This window comes from Streptomyces sp. JLBT605 (assembly GCF_058215555.1).
Genome location: NZ_CM177087.1, coordinates 2,632,535 through 2,658,522 on the forward strand (window position 1 = coordinate 2,632,535; position 25,988 = coordinate 2,658,522).

Consider the following 25,988-nt stretch of genomic DNA (forward strand, 5'->3'; position numbering starts at 1 on the left):
CTAGAAGCGCAGCTCAAGGAAGGGGGTGGTGGCCGGGGCCTCGGGGGCGGCCTCGGCAGGGGCCGACACCTCGGCCGGGGCGTAGGCGGGGGCAGGGGCCGGGGCCGACGCCTCGGCCGCAGCAGGGGCGGGGGCAGGGGCAGGAGTCGGGGTCGGGAACCAGTACCGGCGACGGTCGTAGCGGATCGGCTCCAGCGGGGCCCTGCGCACCGGGTGCCGGTCGCGCAGCGCGGCGTCGAGCTCGCTGAGGACCAGATGGGCGTTGGTGCCGCCGAAGCCGAACGAGCTGACGCCCGCCCGCCGCACGCCGCCGCGGCCCTGCCAGTCCTGGAGCCGGCGCACCGGGAACAGTGGCGAGTCCTCGAAGCGGAATCGCGGGTTCACGGTCTCGCAGTGCAGCGTGGGCGGCAGCTGGCCGTGCCGGATGGCCAGGATCACCTTGGTCAGCCCGGCGATCCCGGCCGCGCTCAGCAGATGCCCGACATTGGTCTTGACGCTGCCGACCCCGCAGAAGCCGGTCTCGTCGGTGGACTTGCGGAACACCTCGGTCAGCGCCTTCAGCTCCATCGGGTCGCCGATCATGGTGCCGGTGCCGTGCGCCTCGACGTAGCCGATCTGCCCGGCGTCGACCCCGGCGGCCCGCAGCGCGTCCGCGATCACCTCGCGCTGCGCCTCGGGGTTGGGCGTGGTGATGCCCATGGTCCGGCCGTCGTTGTTGACCGCGCTGCCTTCCAGGACCGCGTGGATGCGGTCCCCGTCGCGCAGCGCGTCCTCCAGCCGCTTGAGCAGCAGCACACCGGCGCCCTCGCCCAGCACGATGCCGTCCGCGCTCTCGTCGAAGGTGTGGCACCGCCCGGTCGGCGACAGGGCCCGGCCCTCGCTCATCCCCACGAACGGGATCTCGTCCAGCAGGATCTCCACCCCGCCCGCCAGCGCCATCTCGCACTCGCCCGCCCGTAGGGCCTGGGCCGCGAGGTGCACGCTGACCAGCGAGGACGAGCAGGCGGAATCCACCACCATGTTGGGGCCGCGGACGTTGAGGAAGTGCGACACATGGGCGGCGATGAAGTTCTGCGCCATCCCGCTGATGCTGCCGCCGCCGGAACCGGCGTGGTACGCGCCGAAGTTGGACGTCCGTGAGCCGGCGAACACGCCGACCCGGCGCCCGGCCACCTCGGACCGCTCGTATCCGGCGTCCCGCAGGCACTCCGCGCTGACCTCCAGGAACTGCCGGACCAGCGGGTCGAGTCGGGGCGCTTCCGCCTCGTCGATGCGGAAGTAGCCCGGGTCGAAGTCCTCGATGGTGTCGAGGTAGCCGCCCCATTTGCTGATGCTCTTGCCGGGCTCGTAGTGGTCGGCGTAGAAGCGGTCCACATCCCAGCGGGAGGCGGGCACCTCGGTGATGGAGTCGGTGCCGGAGGCCAGGTTGCGCCAGAACGCCTCCTGGTCGGGGGCGCCCGGGAAGTGACAGGCGAGTCCGATGACCGCGATCCGCCCGGTGGCCGGACGTGGCTCCGCCGCCGTCGGCGTCGCGACGGCAGGCGCGGGCGCGGGCACGGACTCCGTCACGGTGGCGGCAGCGGGCGCGGGCGCGGGGGCGGACTCGGGGGCGGACGCGGGCGCCGGGTCGGACTCGGGCGCCGCCGCATCCGCCGAGGTGGCGGCCTCGCTCACCGTCGCGCCCTCGGCCAGGAGATGCGCCGACAGGCTCCGCAGCGTGGGGTGTTCGAGGAAGGCGGAGGGCTCGACGGAGATCCCCACCTCCGCCTCCACCCCGACCAGCAGCTGCGCGATCATGATCGAGTCCACGCCGAGGTCCGCGAAGTTCACGTCGGCCTCCAGTGCGCTCTCCGGCAGCCGCAGCTGCCGCGAGAAGACCCCGCGCAGTACGGCCAGCAGCGCGTCCTGGGAGGTCCCGGACCCGTTCGCACCGGAAGCCACCGGGGCAGACGGGGCGGCGGCCGGGGCAGCCTCCCCCGCCGGGACCGGGGCCGCCGGTGCGGCGGTCGCCGCGGGTGCGGGCAGGGTCAGCAGCCGGGCCGGGTCGAATGTCTCCGGGTCGACCAGGCACGGCATCAGCACCGCCTCGCCGGGGACCGCCATCGCGCGGTGCAGCAGCCCCAGACCGGTCCGGGTCGGCATCGCGCGCAGGCCCAGGCCCAGATAGACGTCCGTGGTCACCTCCGGCATCCCCATCGACTGCCAGCTCGGCCACTGGAGCGAGCGGAAGGAGGTCCGTCCGGCCGCCACCTGGTACTCGGCGTAGGCGTCGAGGAAGGAGTTGGCGAGCGCGTAGTCGCTGATGCCGGACGCCAGCAGCGGGATCCGGCCGGACACCGAGGAGCACAGCACGAAGAAGCGCAGCGGGTCCTGGGCGCAGGCGTCGCTCAGCTCCTGCAACCCGGCGACCTTGGGCTCCAGGACCGTCCGCATCTCCTCGACCCGCTTGCCGACGAACGCCGGATTGGCGGTCAGGCCCACGCCCGCGCAGTGCACCACTCCGGCGATCGGCCCGTGCTCGGCGCGGACCTGGGCCAGCGTGTCGCGCAGCCGGCGGCGGTCGTCGAGGCGGCCGGTGACGACCTGGACGCGCACCCCGGGCCGCTCCAGGTCGAGCAGCGCGCGCAGCCGGGCCGCCGTCTCCGGGTCGGTGTCCGCGGCGGTGCTCAAACCCTCCCAGCGGTCCCGGTCGGGCAGCGGGCGGCGGCCCATCAGGATCAGCCGGTCCGCGCCGCGGTCGATGAGGTCCGCGGCGATGGCCCGGCCCAGGGCGCCGGTGCCGCCGGTGATGACGACGGGTTGGCCGGCCAGGCCGTCGCGCCAGTCCGCGGCGTCCGCCGCCGCCCGGGCCTCCTGAAGCTCCGGCAGATGGCGCACGCCGTCGCGCAGGCACACCTCGGTGTCGGTCGGCGCCGCGGCCACCTCCCGGGCGATGGCCGCCCGCAGCCGGTCGGCGGTCAGGGTCGCGGCGTCCAGGTCGACGGTGCGCGCCCGCACCCCCCGGTACTCGGCGGAGAGCATCCGCACCAGCCCGGCGAACGCCGCGCCGCGCAGCGTGGGCCGCTGGGCCCGGAAGGAGGTGAGGCCCTGGGTGAAGTGCAGGTAGAACAGGCCGGTGGTGCGGAACCGGGCCACCAGCTCCTGGGCGAGGACGACCCGGGCCCAGCTCTCCCGCACCCGGTCGCGGGGCTCGTCGGCGGCATCGACCAGGTCGACGACGCCGCCGATGCGGGCGTCGTCCCGGTCCAGCACCGCGCGGGCGATGCGGGCACCCGCCTCCGGGTCGGCGTCCTCGTCCTCGCGGATGACGACGACGCGGGCGTCGGCGCCGAAGAGGCTGCCGGCCAGCGCCTCGTGCTCCGGGCCGGCCAGCACCAGCACCGGTCCGCCGGCGGTGACCGCGGCCGGGTCGGGCAGCTCGCCCGCCGGTTCCCCGGCGGGCCGCCAGCTCCGGGCGAGCACCAGCTCACCGGTGGCGGTGGCGGTTCCCGTCGCCGGTGCGGCGGAGGCGGGGGCGGCGGCCGGGGCGGACGCGAGGGACTGCGGTTGCTGTCCGGCGCCGCCCAGCCAGTGCCGGCCGGCCGCGAACGGATACGTCGGCAGCGCGGCCTTGTGCGGCACGGCGCCGGTGTGCAGCGCGGACCAGTCCGGCTCGACCCCTGAGGTCCACAGCCGGGCCACCTGGGTCAGTTCGCGGTCGCGCAGGATCCGGCGCAGATACTCCTGGCCCTCCGGCTCGCCGAGCCAGGCGTGCCGCACATCGGCGCCCTGCGCGCTCCCGGTGGTCAGCTGCCCGATGCCGGCCGCGTCCCCGGTCTCGGCGAACCGGGCGAGGACGTCGCGGAGTTCGGCCCGGCTGCTCACCACGGCGGCGAGCCGGGCGGTCATCGGCACCCGGCCCACCCGCGAGGTGTGGGCGAGATCGGCGAGCGGGGCCACCGCGTCGGCGTCCCGCTCCAGGAAGGCGGCGGTGCGGGCGGCGTAGGTGCGCAGCCGCTCGGTGTCCCGGGCCGACAGCACGAACAGTTCGGGACCCCCAGCCGCGCCCTCGGCCCCAGCCACGCCCCCGGCCGGAGCCGCGGCCTGCGGCAGCCCGGGGGCCTCCTCCAGCACGACGTGCGCGTTCACACCGCCGAACCCGAAGGAGCTGACCCCGGCGCGGCGCGGCAGCGGATCGCCCGCGGCGTCCACCGGCTGCCAGTCGCGGGCCTGGAGCACCGGCGCGAACGGAGTGCCGTCCAGCCGGATCAGCGGGTTCACCTCGGCCACGTGCAGGGTCTTCGGCAGGCGCCGGTGGGCCATCGCCAGCAGCACCTTGACCACTCCGGCGACGCCCGCCGCCGGCTCCAGGTGGCCCATGTTGCTCTTGACCGTGCCCAGGCCCACCTCGGCCGCGCCCGCACCGTCCCCGGCCAGCCGCCGGTACGCCTGCTGGATGGCGTCCACCTCGACGGGGTCGCCGAGCTCGGTGCCGGTGCCGTGCATCTCCAGGTACGACACCGTCTCCATCGGCACCGCCGCGTCCCGGTAGGCGGCCACCAGCAGATCGGCCTGTGCCGCCGGGTTGGGCGCGGTCAGCGAGGTGGCGTGGCCGCCGTGGTTCACCGCGCTGCCGCGGATCACGCCGTGCACCCGGTCGCCGTCCGCGAGGGCGCGGGACAGCGGCTTGAGCACCAGCGCGGCCACGCCTTCGCCCTTCACATAGCCGTTGGCGCCGCGGTCCATGGCCTTGCAGCGGCCGTCGGGCGCCAGCACGCCCAGCTGGTGGGCGCTGACGATGGTCTGCGGGGAGAGCACCAGGCTGACCCCGCCCGCGATCGCCAGCTCGCTCTCGCCGGAGCGCAGCGAGCGCACCGCCCGGTGCAGGGCCACCAGGGAGCTGGAGCAGGCGGTGTCGATGCTCTCGCTCGGGCCGCGCAGGTCGAGCAGGTAGGAGATGCGGTTGGCCAGCATGGTGCGGGCCAGCCCGGCCCCGGCGTACGCGTTGGGGGCCTCGCTGCCCGCGCTGCCGAGCACCATCGACTCGTAGTCGGTGAACTGGGTGCCCACGAAGACGCACACGGACCGTCCGGCGAGCGTGTCGGCACGGCAGCCGGCGTCCTCCAGCGCCTTCCAGGTCTCCTCCAGGAAGATCCGGTGCTGGGGGTCCATCACCTCGGCCTCGAGGGGCGAGATCTTGAAGAACAGCGGGTCGAACCGGTCCACGTCGGACAGGAATCCGCCCCAGCGCGGGGTGCCGGGGAACCGCTCCTCCAGCTCCCGCCAGTCCCAGCGCTCGGCCGGGGCCTCACCGATGAGGTCGTCGCCCCGGTCCAGGTGCTGCCAGAAGGTCTCCAGGTCGGGCGAGCCGGGGAAGCGGCCGCTCATGCCGATGATGGCGATCGGCTCCTCGCCGGCCTCGCCCGCACGGCCGGTGGCGGTGGCCCCGGCCGGATGCGCGGCGGGCCCGGCGACGGCCTGAGTGGCTGCCTCGGCCCCGGGCTGGGCGGTGAGCGGGCGCTCGGGCTGGGTGGCTGCCGGGGTGCCCGGCTGGGCGGTGACCGCGGGCTCGGTGGCGGGCCGCGACCGGTCACCGGCGGACGGCCGCGGCGCGGGGGCGGCCGGGTCGGCGGGGGCCGGCGCGGGGGTCGCCGGGGCGTGCGCGCGGCGCAGGTCGTCGGCGAACTCCTCCAGCAGGTACGCGCCGAGCTTGGTGATGGTGTTCGCGGAGAAGAGCGCGGTGGTCGGCACCTCGAAGCCGTACCGCTCGCCGAGCTCGGCGGAGAGGGTCTTCAGGCCGAAGGAGTCGAGCCCGTACTCGCCGAAGCCCGCGTCCGCCTCCAGCGCGTCGGCGGCGATGCCCAGGACACCGGAGAGGATCCGGCGCAGCTCCTGGACGACGGCGGCCTTCAGCGCCGCCTGGGTGAGGTCGGTCCGGGCCGCCGCCGGGGCGGCGGGAGCCTGCGGAGCCGTGCGGGTCGCAGGGGCGGTGGCGGCTGCCGGGGCGGTGGGGGCGGTGGTCCGTTCGCCGCTGTCCGCGCCGGCGGCCACCAGGGCGCGGATCCGCTCGAGGTCGCCCGGGACCACCATCAGGCGGCTCCGGCCACCGGCCAGCGCGAGGTCCAGGACGCGGTCGCCCTCGCCGGTCTCCAGGTAGCGGAAGCCGGTCAGCTCAAGGTAGCGGGCCTCGTCATCGGCCTCGACGTGCATGCCGCCGTCGCGCCACATCGGCCAGTCGACGGCGACCGTCCGCCCGTGCCGTGCCCCGGCGGCCCGCAGCTCCTCCCGCTCGGCGGCGAAGCCGTCGAGGAAGCGCGCGCCGACGCCGTAGTCGACCAGCCCGAAGTCGCCCAGGTGGCCGGCGGTCGAGGCGTACAGCACGAACAGGTCCAGCCGGTCGTCGCGGGTGGCGGCATCCAGCACCCGGGTGCCCTCGGTCCGCACCCGCAGCTGGGCGCGGAGCTCGGCCAGGTCCTTCTCCGGCAGCGGCCGTCCGCTCACCGTCCCGGCCAGGTGGAAGACTCCGTTCAGCTCGCCCCAGCGGGCCCGGACACCCTCGACCACCTCGGCGGTGCGGGCCGCGTCGGTGACATCGGCCTGGAAGTAGTCGGCTTCCGCGCCGAGTTCACGCAAGCGCCGCAGCTGCTCCTGGATCGCCGCGTCGAGCGGCGAGCGGCCGAGCAGCGCCAGCCGCGCCTGGTGGCCGGTGGCGAGCCTGCGGGCCAGCAGCAGCCCCAGGCCGCCCATGCCGCCGCTGATCAGGTAGACGCCCCGGCGGCGGAACGCACCGCCTTCGGCCACCTCCTCCAGCGCGGCGGCCGGGATCTCCTGCTGGTACTGGGTGGTGCGCACCCCGCCCTGGTGGCGGACGACGGCCGCGTCCAGGTGGCCGGCGGCCAGCTCGGCCAGCAGGGCCGGCCGGTCGTGGCCGTCGGCGAAGCGGATCACCGAGAAGCCGGTGCCGGGCGAGATGGCGCGCAGCGAACCCGCGAAGCCGCCCCATGCCTCGGCCAGCGCCGGCGCGCCCCGCTCGGTGACCGCGACCTGGATCCGGGCAAGCGCCGAACCGTCCACCGTCAGCACCGCCTTGAGCAGCAGGAACAGGGCCTCGGGGCCGTGTTCCACGCGCGCGGCGAAGTCGCGCGGGGCCGCGCCGGGCCGCTCCAGCGGCCACAGGTGGGCGATCCGCGCCACGCGGATGCCGCGGTCCTTGAGGGTGCGCAGCAGCCGCAGATGGTCCTCCGGGCTGGTGGGGTCGATCTCGTAGCGGCGGTCGCCCAGCTCCAGGAAGGACACCCCGGGCCGCACCACGACCGGGGCGCCGGGCAGCGCGGCGGCCGTCTCGTCGTCGGCGCAGAGCACGAGGATGTCGCCCTGGTGCTCCCCGGCGGCGGGCACCGGCGCCTCCCGCCAGCCGGTGCCGAACAGCGCCACATCCGGGCCGAGTCGCACGGGTCCGTCAGCGGCGGGAGCGGGGGCGGGCGCGGCGGGGGCGGCGGCCCGGGCCGGGGATGCCGCCGGGGATGCCGACGCCTCCGCGGCGGGCGCGGCCGCCGGGAACCAGTAGCTGTCGGCCGCGAAGGGGTAGGTCGGCAGCGACCGGCGGCGCGGGGTGCCGCGGTGGAGCCGGGACCAGTCCACGGTGGCGCCGCGCACCCACGCCGCGCCGATCCTGGCCGGGTCCGTCTCCCGCTCGTCCAGCGGCGGCGGGGTCGCGCCGCGCTCCACCCGGCCGGTCAGTACGCCGTCGGTGCGGCCGTCCAGCCAGTCGGCCAGCCGGGCCCGCGCCTGCTCGCCGTCGTACGCCACGAAGGCGAGCCGCTCGGCGAAGTCGGCCCGGCCGACCTGGAGGGTGTAGGCGGTGCCGGTCAGATCGCGCGTCCAGTCGGTCACGCCGGGCGCCCCCGACGCCGCGGTGGGCGCGGAGACGAAGGACCGCGCGTAGGCGCGCAGCCGCTCCGGGTCCCGGGCCGAGAGCGTGAAGAGGACCGGCTCCGGCCGCGCGGGCGGCTCGTCGGCCACGTATTCCTCCAGCACCACGTGCGTGTTCACTCCTCCATAGCCGAATGAGCTGATGCCCGCGCGGCGCGGCGCTTCCCGGCCGTCCGCGCCGAGCGGCCGCCGCCACTCCTGGCTCTCCCGCGGCACGTGGAACGGCGAACCCTCCAACCGCAGATAGCCGTTGAGCTCCCGCACGTTCGGGTTGCCGGGCAGCCGCCGGTGGCGGATGGCGAGCAGGGCCCGCAGCAGGGCGGATATCCCGGCCGCCGGCTCCAGGTGCCCGATGGCGTTCTTCAGCGCCGCGAGCGCGCAGTGCGGCTCGGTGGGCACCGGGTGGCCCCAGCGGTCATACAGCTCGGCGAACGCCTGCCGCAGGCCGTTGACCTCGGCGGGGTCGCCGATGAGGGTGCCGGTGCCGTGGGTCTCGATGTAGCCGATGGTGGCGGGATCGACGGCGGCCTTGTCATGCGCGGCGACGATCACATCAGCCTGCGCGGTGGGGTTGGGGGCGGTGAGCGAGTTGGCCCGGCCGCCGTGGTTGACGGCGGTGCCGCGCAGCACGGCGTGGATCGGGTTGCCGTCCGCCAGCGCCTTGCTGAGCCGCTTGAGGACCACCGCCCCGACGCCCTCGCCGCGCACATAGCCCGAGGCGTCCTTGTCGAACGCCCGGCCCACCCCGTCCGGGGCGAGCATGCCGGCGCGCTCCAGCGAGGAGAAGCTCACCGGGGACAGCATCACGCTGACGCCGCCCGCGATGACGGTGTCGCAGTGGCCCAGCTCCAGTGCCTCCGCGGCGCGGTGCAGCGCCACCAGGGAGCTGGAGCAGGCGGTGTCCACCGGCTCGCTGGGGCCGCGCAGATCGAGGTGGTAGGAGATCCGGTTGGCCAGCATCGAGGGGGTGAGCCCGGTCGAGGCGTAGGCGTCCACCTTCACCCCGGAGCGGTGGATCAGCTCCGCGTACTCGGACGGGCCCACCCCGACGAACAGGCCGGTCCTGGTGCCCGCGAGGTCACCGGGATCGATGCCCGCGTCCTCGATCGCGGTCCACACCGTGCGCAGCAGCAGCCGCTGCCGGGGGTCCATCCACACCGCCTCACGCGGCGAGATGCCGAAGAACAGCGGGTCGAAGTGGTCGATGTCGGGCATGAAGCCCGCGCGGGTGACCCGGGTGCGGCCCGGGTGCTCGGCCGGGTCGCCGTACACCTCGCGCCAGTCCCAGCGGTCGCCCGGCACCTCGGAGATGAGGTCGCCGCCGCGCTCCAGACGCTCCCAGAAGGCGTCCAGGTCCGGCGACTCGGGCATGATCCCGGCCATGCCGACGATCACCACCGGGTCGTCCTGCGCGGAGTCGGCGCGCGCCGGCTCGGCGGCCGGAGCGGGCTGGTGCGCCCGGCCGGCCTCCTGCTCCGGGGCGGGCTCGTACGCCGGGCCGGCCTCATGCGCCGGGGCAGACTCCGGCTCCCGGGCGGGTTCGGCCGCGCGGAACGGCTCAGGCTCCCGGGCGGGTTCGGCGGCGCGAACCGGCTCCGGCTCGTGCTCGGCGGTCAGCTCGGCGGCGCGCTCCCGCCACAGCAGGGCGGTCAGCGCCGTCGGGGTGGTCGCCTCCAGGAAGGTGTCCGGGGTGACCGGCACCCCGAACGCCTGGCTCACCTGGTCGGCCAGCTTGATCAGGCTGAGCGAGTCGAGCCCGTGGGCGTGGAAGCTCAGCCCGGGGTCCAGCTCCTCGCCCGAGTAGCCGGTCAGCCCGGACAGCACCTCAAGCACCCGGTCGGCCAGCCAGGTCGGCGGCTCGGCGGCCGGCACCCGCGACGCGGGCGCGGCCGGGGCCACGGACCGGACCGCGCGCACCGGCTCGGCGGCCGCCGGTCCAGCCACGGGTCCGGCCGACGGCAGCGCCCGCTCGGGGCGGGCGGCCTCGCGGATCCAGTAGCGCTCCCGCGCGAACGGGTAGCCGGGCAGGGACATCGGCCGCGGCCGCACCGGGTGCAGCCCCGCCCAGTCGAACTCGGTGCCGGTCACCCAGCGCTGGGCGAGCCGGTCCAGGCCCGCCCGGGAGGTGTCCGCACCCACCGGCCGCAGGGCCGGGCGCAGCCACGACTCGCCGCGCACGCTGCCCCGGTACAGGCCCGGGGCCCGGTCGTCCCCGGCGGCGAAGCGGCGCAGCGCCTCGCTCAGCTCGGCGGCGTCCGAGGCGACCAGCGCGAGCCGCTCGCCGAGCGCCTCACGGCCGGTCTGGAGCGTCCAGGCGAGCCGGTCCAGGTCGATGCCGGTGATGTGGGCGCCCGCGGCGGGACCCGCGGTGCCCGCGCCGGGCCCGGCCTGCGACCGGCCGGTCAGCTCCGCGGCGACCTGACGCAGGGTCAGCTCCTCGTGCAGCACCCCGGGCCGCACCCGGTCCGGGTCGAGCCCGAAGCGTGCCGCGACCTGCTCCACCAGCTTCAACACGGCCATCAGGTCGAGCCCCAGCTCGGCCAGCGGCTCGTCGGGGGTGGCTCCGGCCACCCCGGCGAGCCGGGCGAGCTCGGCCGCGACCGGCGCCACCTCGGGCCCCGCGGCCCCCGGCGTCCCGCCGAGCGACACCCCGGCCCCACCGGCCCCACCGGCCGCTCCGGCCGCCATGCCGCCGCGGGTCAGGAAGGCGTGCATCCGGGCCGCGGTTTCCCGCAGCCGCTCCTCGTCCCGCGCGGAGAACACGAACAGCCGGGGCCCGGCCGGGGCTTGGCCCGCCGTCGGCCGCGAGCCGGCAGCGGATGCCCCGTACCCCTCGTACCGCTCGTACTCCCCGTGCTCCTGGTACTCCTCCAGGATCAGGTGGGCGTTGGCGCCGCCCGCCCCGAAGGCGCTGATGCCCGCGCGGCGCGGGGTTCCGTCCGGCTGCCGCCAGTCGGCCCGCTCGCGCTGCATCCGGAACGGCACCTCGGCCCAGTCGATCTTGGGGTTGAGCCGGTCGGCGTGGAGCGAGGGCACCAGCTGCCGGTGGCGCATCTGGAGCAGCACCTTGGTGACCGCGGCGATCCCGGCGGCCGACTCCAGGTGCCCGATGTTCGACTTCAACGAGCCCAGGGCGATCTTCCCGGCGCCCGCCGGGCGGTCGGCGAAGGCCCGCACCAGACCGGCCATCTCGGTGGGGTCGCCCAGCGAGGTGCCGGTGCCGTGCGCCTCCAGGTAGCCGATGGTGGCGGGGTCGACGTCCGCGCGGCGCAGCGCCTGGGTGATCAGCCCGCCCTGGGCCACCGGATTGGGCACGGCGAAACCGCCGGTCTTGCCGCCATGGTTGAGCGCGCTGCCCAGGATCACGCCGTGGATCCGGTCGCCGTCCCGCTCGGCCAGCTCCAGCGGCTTGAGCAGCACCGCGCCGACGCCCTCGCCGGGCACCATGCCGTCGCCACCCTCGCCGAAGCTGCGGCAGCGGCCGTCGCTGGAGGTGAAGCCGCCCACCGCCAGCTGGGTGTACTTGCGCGGGTGGACGGCGAGGTTGACGCCGCCGGCCAGCGCGTACTCCGCGTCGCCCAGCAGCAGCGCCTCGCAGGCCAGGTGCAGGGAGCTGAGCGAGGAGGAGCACATGGTGTCGACGGCCAGGCTGGGGCCCTGGAAGTCGAAGAAGTACGAGACCCGGTTGGCGATCGAGGAGTAGCCCATGCCGCCGGCCAGGCCCTCCTCGGTCTCGAAGAGCTGGTACTGGCCGTACATCACGCCCACGTACACGCCGACCCTGGCGCCGCGCAGCCGGGCGCGCGGGTAGCCGGCGTCCTCCAGCGTCTCCCAGGCGGTCTGCAGGAACAGCCGCTCCTGCGGGTCGGTCAGCTCGGCCTCGTTGCGCGACATCTGGAAGAAGCGCGGATCGAACTCGTCGACGCCGTCGAGGAATCCGCCCCAGCGGCTGACCTCGGCGCCCGCGACCTCGGTGCGCCGGCGCCAGTCCCAGCGGTCCCGCGGCACCTCGCACACGCAGTCCCGGCCCGCGCTGAGGTTCTCCCAGAAGGCGTCCAGGTCCCGGGCCATGGGGTAGCGCCCGGCGACGCCGATGATGGCGATCTTCCGCCAGCCCTCGGGCGAGGCGGCCGGCGCCGGGGCAGGCGCGGCGGCCGGGGCGGGCGCCGCCGGCCGGGGGGTCACGACCGCGGCCACGGTGGGACGGCCCGGCTCGGCGGCCGGGACGGACGCGGGCTCTGCGGCCGGGGCGGGCTCGGCGGGCAGCAGCGCCGCGCGCAGGGTGTCCGCGTGCGTTTCGGTGAAGTAGTCCACCAGCTGCCCGATCGTCGGGTACTCGAAGAGCAGGGTGGCGGGCAGCGATCCACCGACCCGGGGGGCGAGCAGATCCACGATGCGCGGCATGCTCAGCGAGTCGATGCCGAAGTTCTCGAAGGTCTCCTCGGGGAAGAGGCGTTCCGCGGGGACCTGGAGGACCTCGTGGAAGGCGTCCTTGACGAACGCCTCCACGGCCGCGCGCAGCCGGTCCGCCCCGGCGTCCCCGGCGTGCGCCGCACCGGCGGCGGCGCCCTGGGGCGCGGTGCCCGGACCGTGCTGGGCGGCGGGCCGCGCCGGCCCGGCGGACGGCGCCGGGGCCGTGCCCGGCTGCCCGGCGGCGGCCGCCCCGGTGCGCGTCTCGGCGACGATCACGGACTGGGTGGACGCCCCGTCGGCCGCGATCGCCCGGCTGTGCGCGAAGCCCGCCATGCCCAGCACCCGCTCCCAGCCCTCGCCGGAGAGCAGCGGCGAGCCGGGCAGCCGCAGATGGGCGTCGGTGTTCAGCCACCAGCCGTCGAGCAGGCCGAAGGTGAGGGTGGCGGTGATGACGTTCTGGCTGGCCTCGTTGAGCACCAGCCAGCCCTCCGGCGCCAGCAGCGCCTCGACCCGGCCCAGGGTGGCCAGCAGGTCGTCGGTGGCGTGCAGCACGTTGGCGGCGATGACCACGTCGAAGCTCGCGGGCGTGAAGCCCTGGTCCCACGGGTCGCGGGAGGCGTCCAGGGTCTGGAACTCCACGAACGGGTAGTCCGTGGCGAACCGCTGCCGGCCGTGCTGGAGGAACGCCTTGGAGATGTCGGTGTAGACGTACCGCACCGGCACGCCGAGCGCGGCGATCACCGGCAGCACCTCGGCGGTGGTGCCGCCGGTTCCGGCGCCGACCTCCAGGACCGACAGCGGCCGGTCGGTGCCCAGGGCTCCGGCCCGCTCCGCCAGGAAGCGGCCGACGGCGCTGTGCACCAGGTAGTTGGCGCGGTCCACCACCGGGCTGCCCCGGTAGGCGCCCTCGACGAGCTTGGTGGAGCCGCCGGGGAACATCACATCGGTGGCCCGGACCTCGCCGCGCATCACCGCGAAGAGGTTGTCCATGCACGGCCGCAGCAGCCGGTCGAAGTGGTTCAGCGCCTCGGTGGTGTCGCACATGGCGACCAGGTCGCCCTCCGGGTCGGCGAGCACCCGCGGGTCGGTGGGGACCAGCGTGGAGCCGGCCTCCCGGCGCAGATGGCCGCCGACGGTGAGCACCCGCAGCAGCTCCTCGAAGAGGCGCCGCTGCTTGTCCTGGATGCCCAGCCGCCCGGCCAGCTCCGGCTCCGTCCAGCGCTCAGCCGAGCTCAGGAAGACGCCCCGCTCGCGGAAGAGCAGCCACAGCCAGTCCAGCATGACGCGGTCCAGGCGGTCGCTCTCCACCGGCGGCAGCATCGGGGGCACCGGCGGCTCGGCGGCGAGCCGGTCCACGATCCCGAAGGCCGCCGAGGGCACCGGCAGGGCCCCGCCGGACGCGTCCGCGGCGCCCGTGGCGGCGGCGGTGCCGGCCGGCGGGAAGTCCACCCCGGCCGACTCCAGCACCTGGCGGGTGGCCTTGGTGACCACCGTCTGCCGCTCGTCATGTCCCAGTACGTGGTCCACTGCCGCCATGCCCTCCGCGGGCTCGATCGAGAAGATGCCGTTCTGGGCCAGCCGTTCCCGGTAGTGGTCCTGGGCGACGATGCCCACGGTGCCCCAGTAGCCCCAGTTGATGACCCGCACCGCGGCGTCCAGCCGGGCGTCGAGGAAGTGCGCGAAGGCGTCCTCGAAGGTGCTGCCCGCCGCGTAGTTGCTCTGTCCCGCGCTGCCGGACAGCGCCACCGCCGAGGAGAAGAACAGGATGAAGTCGAGCGGGAGGGAGCCCACCGCGGCCAGCAGGGCGACCCCGGTGCGGGTCTTCGCCTCCAGCGAGGCGCGGAAGGTGGCCTCGTCCATGTTGGCCAGGCTCTGGTCGCGCAGCACGATCGTGGAGTGGAAGACGCCGTGCAGCCCGCCGTGGAGCGCCACCGTGCGGCGCACCACCCGCTCCAGCTCGGCCGCGTCGGCGGCGTCGGCCCGCTCGTAGGAGACGCTGCTGCCGTCCGGGTCGATGCGGCGCAGCCGGGCGGCGCGCTCCTCGTCCAGGGCGCTGCGCCCCACCAGGACGACCTTGGCTCCAAACTCGCGCACCAGCCAGTCGGTCACCTCCAGGCCGATGCCGCCGGCGCCGCCGAGGATCAGGTAGACCCCGTCCCGGCGGATCCGCGGCTCGGGCACCACACCGGGCCGCGCCGGCGCCAGCCTGCGGCGGTAGGCGAGGCCGTCGCGGAGCGCCAGCAGCCCGGCCTCGGCCGCGCCGCCGCCCGCCACCAGGCGGCCGATCTCCTCGGCCGACCGGCCCGGGTCCTCCCCGCTCGCGCGGTCCAGCACCGACACCTGCCAGCGCGGGCACTCCTGGGCCAGCGACTGCGTCAGCCCGTGCAGGCTGCCCGCGAACGGGTCTCCGACCGGCTCGCCGCGCACCGCCAGGACGTCCGCGGTGATCACGGCCAGCCGCAGCGGGCGGGCCGAGGCGCCGCGCGCCAGCAGCGACTTGACCAGCCGGAAGAGGGCGAGCACGCCGCGCCGCTGGCTGTCCTCAAGGTCTGCCGCGTCGTCATGGCGCACGCCGGGGCGCGCGGTGCCGGCCAGGAAGTACACGGCGTCCGGCAGCGGCAGCCCGGCCAGCGTCGCTGGGTCCGCGTCGTCCACCCGCACCAGCAGCGGCTGGGCGGCGGTGCGGGCGGCGAGCGCGGCGGCGAGCGGCTCGGAGCCCTCGTCGTGGACGATCCACACGCCCTCCGAGCGGTCGCCGAACGGGCCGCTGCCGCCGGCCGGGTCCAGCGGGGCCCAGCGCGGCACGAAGAGCAGATCGTCCAGCAGGCCGGACCCGTCGTACCGGGCGGCCGCGGTCTCGGCGACCGGGGCGGCCGTGGCGCCGGCGGCCGGGGTACCCGTCGCGGCGAACGAGGTGGCGGGCGCGGTGGTGGCCGGGGCGGCGGCCCCGCTCGGGGCGGGCCGCAGCGCGAAGTCGCGCAGCCGCACGCACACCACGCCCGTGTCGTCGAGGAGTTCGATGTCGTAGCGGTCGGGTCCGACGGCCCGGACGTGGGCGTAGCCCCGCTCGGCGGGCCGGTGGTGGATCTCCACCGCGCCGACCGCGTAGGGCACCATCGCCTGGCCCGAGCTGCGGTCCCGCAGCGCGGCGAAGGTGTGCAGCGCGCTGTCCAGCAGCGCCGGGTGGAGCACGCACTCCGCCAGCGTGGCGCCCGCCTCGGCCGGGAGCACCAGCCGGGTCAGGGCCTCGTTGTCACCGGCCGCGATCCACTCCACGCCGCGCAGCGCGGGCCCGTAGGCCAGCCCCGCCGCCGCGAGGTCCGCGTACAGCCGGGCCCCTTCGTGGTGCTGGGGGCAGCGGGCGCGGATCGCCTCCACCGCCACCCGCTCCTCGCGGTCGCCCTCCGGTGGAGCGTCCAGGGTGCCCTGGGCGAGGACGACGGGGGCGCCGCCGTCCCGGCCGCGCAGCTCGAAGCCGAGCCCGCGGTCGGTGCGGCGCAGTGCCAGCCACGCCGGGCGCTCCTCGCCGGCCACCACCAGCGGGCGCAGCCAGCGCACGTCGCGCAGCACGGCCCGCTCGCCGAGGCCGGCGGCCTCGGCGGCGGCGCGCGCCATCTCCAGGCTCACGACCCCGGGCAGCAGGTGGACCCCGCCCACCTGGTGGTCCCGGATCAGGACGTGGTCCGGGCCGAAGGCGGTGCGGTGGCTGAGCGCCCCGTCCAGGGACTCTGCGGCGTCCACCCGGCCGAGCAGCGGATGCGCGCCGTCCCCGCCGGCCGCCGGGCCCGCGACGGCCCGGCGGTGCCGGACCCCGCCGTCGCCGTCGACGATCCAGCAGCGCATCTCCTCGAAGGGGTAGCCGGGCAGCGGCAGGCGCCGGGGCGCCGGGCCGTCCGTCAGCCGCCGCCACTCGGGCGCGCCGCCGAGGACCCACATCCCGGCGACGGCGGCCACGTCCCGCCGCTCGACGGCCGACCGGAGCGCGTCCTTGTCGACCCGGGCGGCGCGCTCGCGCGGCGTGCCGCGCACACTGCCCTGCCAGGCGCCGGCGGGCAGCGGGTCGCCCGCGGCGAACGCGGACAGCGCGGAGCTGAGTTCGGCGACCGTGGAGGCGGTCACGGCCAGCCGGTCCTCCAGCGCCTCGCGGCCGATCTGGAGGGTGAAGGCCATCGCGGCGGGGTCGGTGTCCGGGTGCCGGTCGAGGAAGCCGGCGAAGCGGCGGGCGAGTTCCCGCAGCCGCTCGGGGGTCTTCGCCGAGAGGGGGAAGAGGTACGGCCCGGCCGGGGCCGCCGTGCCCGTGCCGGTACCACCGGCGCCGGTACCGGTGCCGGGGATGTGCTCTTCGACGACGAGGTGGGCATTGGCTCCGCCCGCGCCGAAGGAGCTGATCCCGGCGCGCAGCGGAGCGCCGTCGGCCGCCTGCCAGGGGGCCAGTTCGCGCTGCACCGCGAAGGGCGAGTCGGCCCAGTCGATGTTGGGGTTGAGGGTCTCGGAGTGCAGGGACGGCACCAGGGTGCGGTGCTTCATCTGGAGCAGCACCTTGCACAGCGCGGCCATGCCTGCCGCCGACTCCAGGTGTCCGATGTTCGACTTGACCGAACCGATCGGCAGGCTGCCCGGGGCGAGGCCCGCCTCGGCGAAGGCGCGGGTCATGCCGCGGATCTCCACCGGGTCGCCGAGCGCGGTGCCGGTGCCGTGCGCCTCGATGTAGGAGATGGTGCGGGCGTCGACGCCCGCGACCTCGATGGCCCGGTCGATCAGCTCGCCCTGCGCCAGCGGGTTGGGCACGGTGAAGCCGTTGGTCCGGCCGCCGTGGTTGACGCTGCTGCCCAGGATCGTGGCGTAGACGTGGTCGCCGTCGCGCAGCGCCGCGCTGAGCGGCTTGAGCAGCACCGCGCCGACGCCCTCGCCGGGCACGTAGCCGTCGCCGCCCTCGCCGAAGCTGCGGCACAGCCCGTCGCTGGAGGTGAACTGCCCCTGGCTGAGGAAGCGGTACTTGTACGGGTGGACGTGGAGGTTCACCCCGCCCGCGAGCGCGACCTCGGCCTCGCCGGCGCGCAGGTCGCGGATGGCCAGGTGAATGGCGCTCAGCGCGGAGGAGCACATGGTGTCGACGGCCAGGCTGGGGCCGCTGAAGCCCATGGTGTACGAGACGCGGTTGGCGATCGCGGCGTAGGAGGAGGCGGCGATCCGGCCGTTGTCGGCCTCGTAGAGCTGGTAGAGCGTGTACATCGCGCCGACGTAGACACCGACCTTGCGGTTCCGCAGGTCGGCGCGCGGGTAGCCGGCGTCCTCCAGGGTGTGCCAGGCGGTCTGCAGGAACAGCCGCTCCTGCGGGTCGAGGATCTCCGCCTCGCGCGGCGAGATGCCGAAGAACAGCGGGTCGAAGCGGTCGATGCCGTCCACGAAGCTGCCCCAGTGGCTGTGGCGCACCGCGCGGTCGGCCTCGGTGGCGGTCTCGTAGTCCCGCCAGTCCCAGCGGTCGCGGGGGATCTCGGTGACGAGGTCGCGGCCCGCCCGCAGGTGCTCCCAGAAGCTGTCCAGGTCGTCCGACTCGGCGAACCGGGCGCTGACTCCGATGATCGCGATCGGGTCGTCGTCCGCGGCGGACGCGGCGGTCGCGGATGCCGGCCGGGCGGTGGGCTCCGGCGCCGGCCGGGCCGCCGGGGTCCGGGACGCGGCCTGCCCGCCCACCGGCGGCGCCGTGGGCTCCGGACGCGACTCCTCGGGGGCCGGACGGGACTGCTCGGCGGCCGGGGCGGGGGCGGGGGCGGGCGCCGGGGCGAGGGCGGCCAGCTTGTCGCCGTGCTGCGCCAGGAAGTAGCCGGCGAGCGACCGCAGTTCCTGGTACTCGAAGAAGAGGGTCTTGGGCAGCGGCCCGAAGTGCTCCTCCAGGGTCCGGTTGAGGTCCATGATCAGGATCGAGTCGATCCCGTACGCCTCGAAGGCCGTATCCGCCTCGATCTCCTCGGCGGGCATGCCGAAGGCCCCGGCCAGGATCTCCTTGAGGTACTCCTCGGCACGCTCCCGCTCCCCGGGGCCCCGCGACCCGGCGGCGCCGGAGGCGTCAGCGGCGGGGTCGTCAGCGGCAAGTGCTTCGGTGGCCGGGGCACCGGCGTCCGGAGCCCCGGCGTCCGGTGCTTCCGCGTTCGGCGCGGCGGCCACGGAGGCCGGACGGGGCAGCGGGCGGCGGCCCGCGTCCGCGAGCACCTCCCGCAGCTTCGCCGGGCGGCCGTGCGCGATCAGCAGATGGTCGCCCCGGTGCCGCAGCGCGGCGTCGAAGGCCGCCAGACCGTCGGCGGTCGGGATGGCCCGCAGGCCGACCTCCTCGACCATCCGGTCCTGCGCCGCCTGGTCCATCTCCATGCGGATGCCGCCGTCCTCCCACAGCGACCAGAGCAGGGAGAGGGTGCGCCCCTGCCGGCGGCCCTCCCGCCGCAGGCCCTCCCGCCGGTGCGCGAAGGCGTCCAGGAAGCGGTTGGCGTAGGCGTAGTCGCTCTGCCCGGGCGAGCCCGCGGCACCGGACATGGAGGAGAAGAGCAGGAAGAAGTCGAGCGGCTGGTCCGCGGTGGCCCGGTCCAGCTCGATGGTGCCGCGCACCTTCGGGTCGAGAACCTCGGCCATCTCGCCCAGGTCCTTGCCGAGCGCGTACGCGTCCCGGGTGACGCCGGCCAGGTGCAGCACGCCGTGGAGCGCGCCGTGCTCGGCGCGGACGGCGTCCACCAGCGCGGCGGCCTCGCCCGGCTCGCCCAGCCGGGCGGTGCGGTAGGAGACGTCGATCCCCTCGGCGCGCAGCGCGGCCAGCTCCCGCTCCCGGCCGGCGTCGAGCGGGGACCGCCCGGCGAGCACGAAACGGGCCCGGCCCGCGGCCGCCAGACGGGTCACCAGGAGCCGGCCGAGGCCGCCGAGGCCGCCGGTCACCAGATAGGTGCCGTCCTCGCGCAGCGCGAGCGGCTCACCGGGCGCGTCGGCGAAGCCGGGGAGCTGCCGCCAGGCGCGGACCTGCCGCTCGCCGTCGCGGTAGCCGACCGCGAAGGCGTGGTCGGCCGCGGCGGCCTCCCGGGCCACGATCCGCGCCCGGTCCCGCACCGTCCCCGGCTCCAGGGCGATGACCGAGGTGAGGAAGGCCGGCTGCTCGTTGGCGAGCGCCTTGGCCGGTCCGTCGAGCGCGGCGCTGAGCGCGTCGTCCAGCCCGCCGGTGGTCTCGAAGAGGTACAGCACCCGCACCGGCCGGCTGAAGCGCGCCCGCGACCAGGCGCGGAAGAGCGTGGTCAGACGGAGCGCGGAGGTGTCCAGCGGCCCGTCCCCGGCCGGGGAGGCGACGGCGTCGAAGACGATGAGCCCCGGGCCCCGGCCCCGCCGGGTGTACTCGGCGAACAGCCGGTCCCAGTCCTCCTCGTGCTCCGGGCGCAGCCGCCAGGCGCCGTCGTCCTCGGCGAAGCGGGATCCGGGGCGCACCGCGACGGTGTGCGCGGCGGGCAGCAGGCCGGGCAGCTCCGGGTCGGCGCCGATCACCAGCACGTCGCCCAGCTCCTCGCCGGCCGCCTCACCGGGGACGGGCGCCGGCTGCCACACCTCCTCGAAGGCCACCGTCCGGGCGGCGTCCGGCTCCTCGGGGCGCAGTGCGTGCGCCTGGCCGACCGCCCGGGTCAGCAGGCCCTTGACGCGCAGCACCACCCGGCCCTCGTCGTCGACCAGGGTCAGGTCGTGCCCGGCGGTCCGCGCGGAGCCGCCGTCCACGGCCTCCGGCACGGCGTGCACGAAGCCGCGCGGCGGCAGCGGGCGCAGGATCTCCAGCGAGCGCAGCGCGAAGGGGAGCTTGCGCTCGCTGACCGCGTCGGGGTCCTCGGAGGTCCACAGCGCTGCCTGGAGCATGCCGTCCAGCAGCGAGGGGTGCAGGGTGAACGTCTCGTGCGGCAGGCCGACCGCGGCGGGCACCTCGACCCGGGCCAGTACCTCGGCCCGGCCGCGCCGCAGTGAGCGCAGCGGCTGGAAGCTGGGGCCGTAGCCGCCGCCGAGCCGGTCGAACAGGGCGTAGCACTCGGCGCCGGCGACGGTCTGCGGGCAGCGGGCGCGGATCGCCTCCAGGTCCAGCACCTCATCTCCACCCGGGACAGCACCGGGGACAGCGCCGGACGAGTCACCGGACGGGTCTCCGGGTGCGGCCCCGGCCGCGGCCGCGGCTACGGCCTCGGGGGTGCCGAAGCCGATCCGGCCCGCCGAGCACAGCTCCTCGCCGCGCCGGACCTCGTACTCCAGGCCCGCGCCGTCCGGGCCGGGGGTCAGCCGCAGCTGGACGGCCACCGGCCGGTCGGTGACGATGACCGGCCGGGTCCACATGACGTCCTCGATGGTGCGCACCGGGCCGCGGCCAGTGCGGCCCGCGGTGGCCGCCGCCAGCTCCAGCGCGGCGACGGCGGGCAGCACCTTCATCTCGCCGACGGCGTGGTCGCGCAGGAAGAACTCCGCCCCGGTGAAGGTGGCGGAGAACTCCCGCCCCTGGGCGTCGGCCGCCGCGGCGAGCAGCGGGTGCCCCGCCCCGGCGGCGGTGTGGCCCGGCGCCTCCGGCTCCTCGATCCAGTACGAGCGGGTCCGGAACGGCGGGGTGGGGGCCGAGAGGCGGGCCGGGGCGGGGCCGCCGCCGCGCAGCGCGCTCCACTCCACCTGGACGCCGTCCACCCATCGCCGAGCCGCCTCGTCGGGGTCGGTGCCGGTGTGCGGGGCGCCGTCGGCCGCCGGCTCGCCGCTGCCGCGCAGCAGCCCGTGCGGGCCGTCCGGGTCGGCCGCGAACGCGGAGAGCTTCCCGGCCAGTTCCTCCAGCGAGGTGACGACCAGCGCGAGCCGCTCACGCATCCGCTCCCGGCCGGTCTGCAGGGTGTGGGCGAGCCTGGCGAGGGTGTGCGGCGCGCCACCGGGGCGGCGTGCCAGGTGGTCCTCGATCCAGCGGGCCGTCTCGCCGGCGTACTCGGCCAGCTGCGCGGTCCCGGACGCGGACAGCACCACGACGTGCCGCTGCGAAGAGGTCGTCTGCTTCTGCACCATCACTGTTCCTCTGCCTCTTCGAGCACTACGTGCACGTTGCTGCCACCCATCCCGAACGAACTGACGCCCGCGCGCCGCGGCTGGGCCGTCCCGGTCGCGTCCCGCCACGGCTCCCAGGACGCGGTGTCCTTCTGGAGCCGGAAGGGGCCGGTCGTGAAGTCGAGCATCGGGTTGGGATCGGTCAGGTGGACCAGGCCGGGCAGGGTGCGGTGTGCCATGGCGAGCAGCACCTTCACCACCCCGGCCACGCCCGCGGCGGCCTCCAGGTGGCCGATGTTGGTCTTGACCGAGCCCAGCGCGATCCGCGCGTCGTGCGGCCCCAGCCCCCAGTCGTCCATGAGGGCGGCGAAGGCGTCCTTCAGCCCGTCGAGCTCGATGGGGTCGCCGAGCGGGGTTCCGGTGCCGTGCGCCTCGATGTAGCCGATCGAGGCGGGCGAGACGCCGGCGGCGCGGTGCGCGCGGAGCACCACGTCGGTCTGCGCCCGGGGGTTGGGCACGGTCAGCGAGTGGGTCCGGCCGCCGTGGTTCTCGGCGGAGCCGATGATCACGCCGTGCACCGGGTCGCCGTCGGCCCGCGCCTGGTCGAGCCGCTTGAGCATCAGCAGCACGACGCCCTCGCCGCGCCCGTAGCCGTCGGCCCGCGCGTCGAAGGTCTTGCACCGCCCGTCGGGGCTGAGCATCCCGGCCCGGCGCAGCCCCTGGAAGCCGTACGGGGAGAGCAGCAGGTTGGCGCCGCCGGCCAGCGCGGTGTCGCAGTCGCCCCGTTGCAGGGCGCGCACCGCCCGGTGGATGGCGACCAGCGAGCTGGAGCAGGCGGTGTCGTAGATCGTGCTCTGGCCGTGCAGGTCGAACAGGTGCGAGATGCGGTTGGCGGCGACCGAGGCGACGTTGCCGATCAGGAAGTGGTCGTCGGCCTGCCGCTCGTGGCCCAGCAGGCTGAAGTAGTCAGCGCCGCTGATGCCGACGAACACGCCGGTCCGGGTGCCCGCCAGCGACTCGGGCGCGGTGCCCGAGTCCTCCATCGCCTGCCGCGCGGCCTGCAACAGCAGCCGGTGCTGGGGGTCCATCTGGGCCGCTTCCCGGGGGGAGATGCGGAACAGCGGCGCGTCGAAGGCGTCGACGTCGCGCACGAAACTGCCCTGGAAGTCGGCGGGATCGCCGTGCCGGCCGAAGAGCGCGCGGGAGAAGCCGCGCTCCATCGGGTACGGGCGCACCAGGTCCCGTCCGGCGGCCAGGTGGGACCAGAACTCGGCCAGGCTGTCCGACTCCGGCAGTCGCGCGCCGATGCCGACGATCGCCACCGGCTCATAGCCCGCCGCGCGCGGCGCGAGGGGCTCGGCCTGCCGCACGCTCGCGGCCGGGGCTACCGCCCGGGGGCTGCGCACGTCCGCGACCGGACCGTCCTCGGCCCGGTCGGTCCACCCGGCGAGCTGTCCGGGGAACTTCTCCAGCAGGTGCGCGGCGAGCGCGTCCAGCGACGGGTGGGCGTAGAACGCGGTGGGCGGCACGGTCACATCGAGCCGGTCGCGCAGCACCGCGCTGAGCCGGGTGAAGCGGATGGAGTCGAAGCCGAAGTCGCCGATCGGCCGGTCGGGCGCGACCTCGGCCACCGGCAGCTGGGCGATCTCGGCCACCCAGCCGCGCAGTTCCTCCCGCAGCCGGAGCGACGGCCCGGTGCCCGCGGCGGGCGCCGGGGCGGGGGCCGGGGCAGGAGCCGGGGCGGGGGTGTGGGGGTGGCCGTGGCGGCGGATGATCTCGTCGATCGGCAGGCGCTGGAGCGGGCCGGTGTCGATCTTCGCGTTGGGCGTCTGCGGGAAGGACGTCAGCGGGACCACCCGGGCCGGGACCATGTAGCCGGGCAGCCAGTCGGCCAGTTGCCCGCGGATCCGGGCGGCCGCGGCGTCGGCGGCCTCGCGCACCCCGGACACCAGGGCGAAGGCGACCAGCGCCGGGTGGCCCGGGGTGTCCTCGCGCAGCAGCACCCGGGCCTCCTCGACCAGCTCCCCCCGGCGCAGCGCGGCCTCGATCTCGCCGAGTTCGATGCGGTAGCCGCGGAGCTTGACCTGCCGGTCCAGGCGGCCGAGCAGCTCGATGGAGCCGTCCGGCAGATGGCGGGCGGCGTCCCCGGTGCGGAAGACCCGGCCTGCCTCGCCCAGGAACGCGCCGTCGGGGAACTTCTCCGCGGTCAGCTCCGGGCGGCCCCGGTAGCCGCGGGCGACGCCCTCACCGGCGATGTACAGCTCGCCGGTGGCGCCGAACGGCACCGGCCTGCGCCGCTCGTCCAGCAGGTGGAAGCGGGTGTTGGCGATCGGCGTGCCGGCGCTGATCCGGCGGTGGCGGCGCACCTGGCCGACGGAGGACCAGATGGTCGTCTCGGTCGGCCCGTACATGTTCCAGACCTCGTCGGCCCGGTTGAGCAGCTTCTCGGCCAGCTCCGGGTTGAGGGCCTCCCCGCCGCACAGGATCCGGCCCGCCAGCCGCCCGTTCCAGCCCGCCGCGATCAGCATCTGCCAGGTCGCCGGGGTGGCCTGGACGATGGTGGCGCCGGAGGTCTCCAGCCGCTCGCGGAGCGCGAGGCCGTCCCGGGCCACCTCGGTCGCGGCGATCTCGACGGCCGCGCCCCGGGTGAGCGGCAGCAGCAGCTCCAGGCCCGCGATGTCGAAACTGACCGTGGTCACCGCGAGCAGCACGTCGCCGGGCGCGCAGCCCGGCCGCTCCCCCATCGAGAGCAGGAAGTTGACCAGGTTGCCGTGGGTGACCTCCACGCCCTTGGGCCTGCCGGTCGAGCCCGAGGTGTACAGCACGTAGGCGGTGCGGTCGTCGAAGCCGGTCACCGGCGCGTGGCCGGGCGCCGGCAGGGCCGGCGCGGTCCAGTCGACGTCGTCCAGCAGCACCGGTTCGGAGACCGCCGACGGCAGCCGCCCGGCCGACGCCTTGTCCGTCACCACGCAGGTCAGACCCGCGTCGGCGGCGATGAACTCCAGCCGATCGGCGGGGAATTCGGGGTCCAGCGGCACATACGCGGCCCCGGCCCGGTGCACCGCGAGCAGCGCGACGATCAGCTCGGCGCGGCGGTCGGCCATCACCCCGACCAGCGAGCCTGCGCCGATGCCGCGCTGGGCCAGCCGGCCGGCCAGCAGCTCGACGCGGTCGGCGAGTTCGCGGTAGCTGAGGGTCTTGTCGGCGTCGATGACCGCGGTGGCCTGGGGGGTGCGCGCGGCCTGGTCCAGGATCAGCTCGACGGCGGTCGCCCGGTCCGGGTGCCCGGTGGCGGTGTCGTTGGCGCGCCGCACCAGCTCCCGCTCGTGCGGGCTGATCAGCTCGAACGCGCCCAGCTCACGGTCCGGGTGCTCGGTCATGGCGCGCAGCAGATGGCGGTAGTGCTCGGCCAGCCGCTCCACCGTGGCCCGCTCGAACAGCTCCGGGTCGTACTTGAAGTAGACCAGCGCCCGGTCGCCGCGCACCACGACCTCGACGACCAGGTCAGACTCGCCCTCCTGGGTGATGGCGAGCGCGTCCTCGAACAGGGTCTGCCCGGCGGCCATGTCCAGGTCCTTGCCGACGCCCTGCTGGAGGTAGAAGCCGATGTCGAAACCGGCCTCCGTCCCGCCCGCGCGCCGCAGGTCGTTGACGACCGAGGCGTACGGGTAGCCGCTGTGGTCCTCGGCCTCCAGCAGCCCGTCGTGGATGGCCTCGAACAGCTGCCGCGGGGTCGTCTCCGGCGCGCAGGCGGTGCGCAGCACCACCGGGTTGATGAGGTAGCCCAGCGTCCGGTCGAAGTCCGCGGTGGGCCGCCCGTCGGTGGGCACCAGCACCGGGATGTCCCGCTGCCCGGTGTGACGGGCGAGCAGGCCCGTGAACGCGGCGTGCACCACGCTGAACGGCGTCACCTCGTGCGCCCGCGCGGTGGCCCGGACGGTGGCCCAGAACTCCGGATCCAGCTCCAGCTGGACGCTCTGCCCGACGAACCGGGCCGCCCCGCCGCGCCGGTGGTCGGCCAGCCGGTCCAGGATGGCCGAGGTCGAGGCCCCGGCCAGCTTCCGCGTCCAGTAGGCGCGGTGCTCCTCGGCCTCCGCGCCGCCGAGCATCTCCCGCTGCCAGCGCACGAACGCGCTGTAGGGGGTGGACGGTTCGAAGGCCGGGAGGGTGCCGGTGGCGGCCAGGCCCTCGTATCCGGCGACGATCTCGCGCAGCAGCAGATGGCTGGAGACGCCGTCGGTGATCAGGTGGTGGAAGACGAGCAGCAGCAGCGGGCCGCGCCAGGGGCCGCGGATGAAGTAGACCCGGTACAGCGGGTCGCGCTCCAGGTCGAAGGGGACGTCGACCAGCTCCCGGACGCGCTCGCCCATCTCCCGCTCGGTGAGATGGGCCAGGTCCAGCTCCTCGACGCTCAGCCCGCGGTCGACCACGACCTGCACCGGGCCGTCGTCACCGGGCCGCACATTGACGCGCATCGCCGGGTGGCGGCGGATCACCGCGTCCATGGCCCGCTCGATCAGCCGCGGATCGGCGTCCGGCCGCATCAGCAGGCCCATCGGCAGGTTGTACGCGGCGCTGGTGGGCTGGTTCTGCAGGATCGCCCACACCGCGGCCTGGCCCCGGCTGAGCGGGTACGACCGCTC

At 75.9% G+C, this 25,988-nt stretch carries 2 protein-coding genes (1 of these 2 cut by a window edge); both read right to left on the reverse strand.

Going from position 1 to position 25,988, the window contains the following annotated elements; all coding sequences use genetic code 11:
- Positions 1 to 21,366, reverse strand: coding sequence for an SDR family NAD(P)-dependent oxidoreductase (locus AC4BDD_RS11715; RefSeq protein WP_490690939.1), 21,366 nt, complete (start codon positions 21,364 to 21,366; stop codon positions 1 to 3).
- Positions 21,366 to 25,988 carry the 3' portion of an amino acid adenylation domain-containing protein gene (locus AC4BDD_RS11720; protein ID WP_490690940.1) on the reverse strand. The gene runs 141 nt beyond the window's last position, so the window shows 4,623 of its 4,764 coding nt (coding positions 142-4,764); its start codon lies off the right edge, out of view; the stop codon is at positions 21,366 to 21,368. The genes AC4BDD_RS11715 and AC4BDD_RS11720 overlap by 1 nt, the downstream gene beginning before the upstream one ends.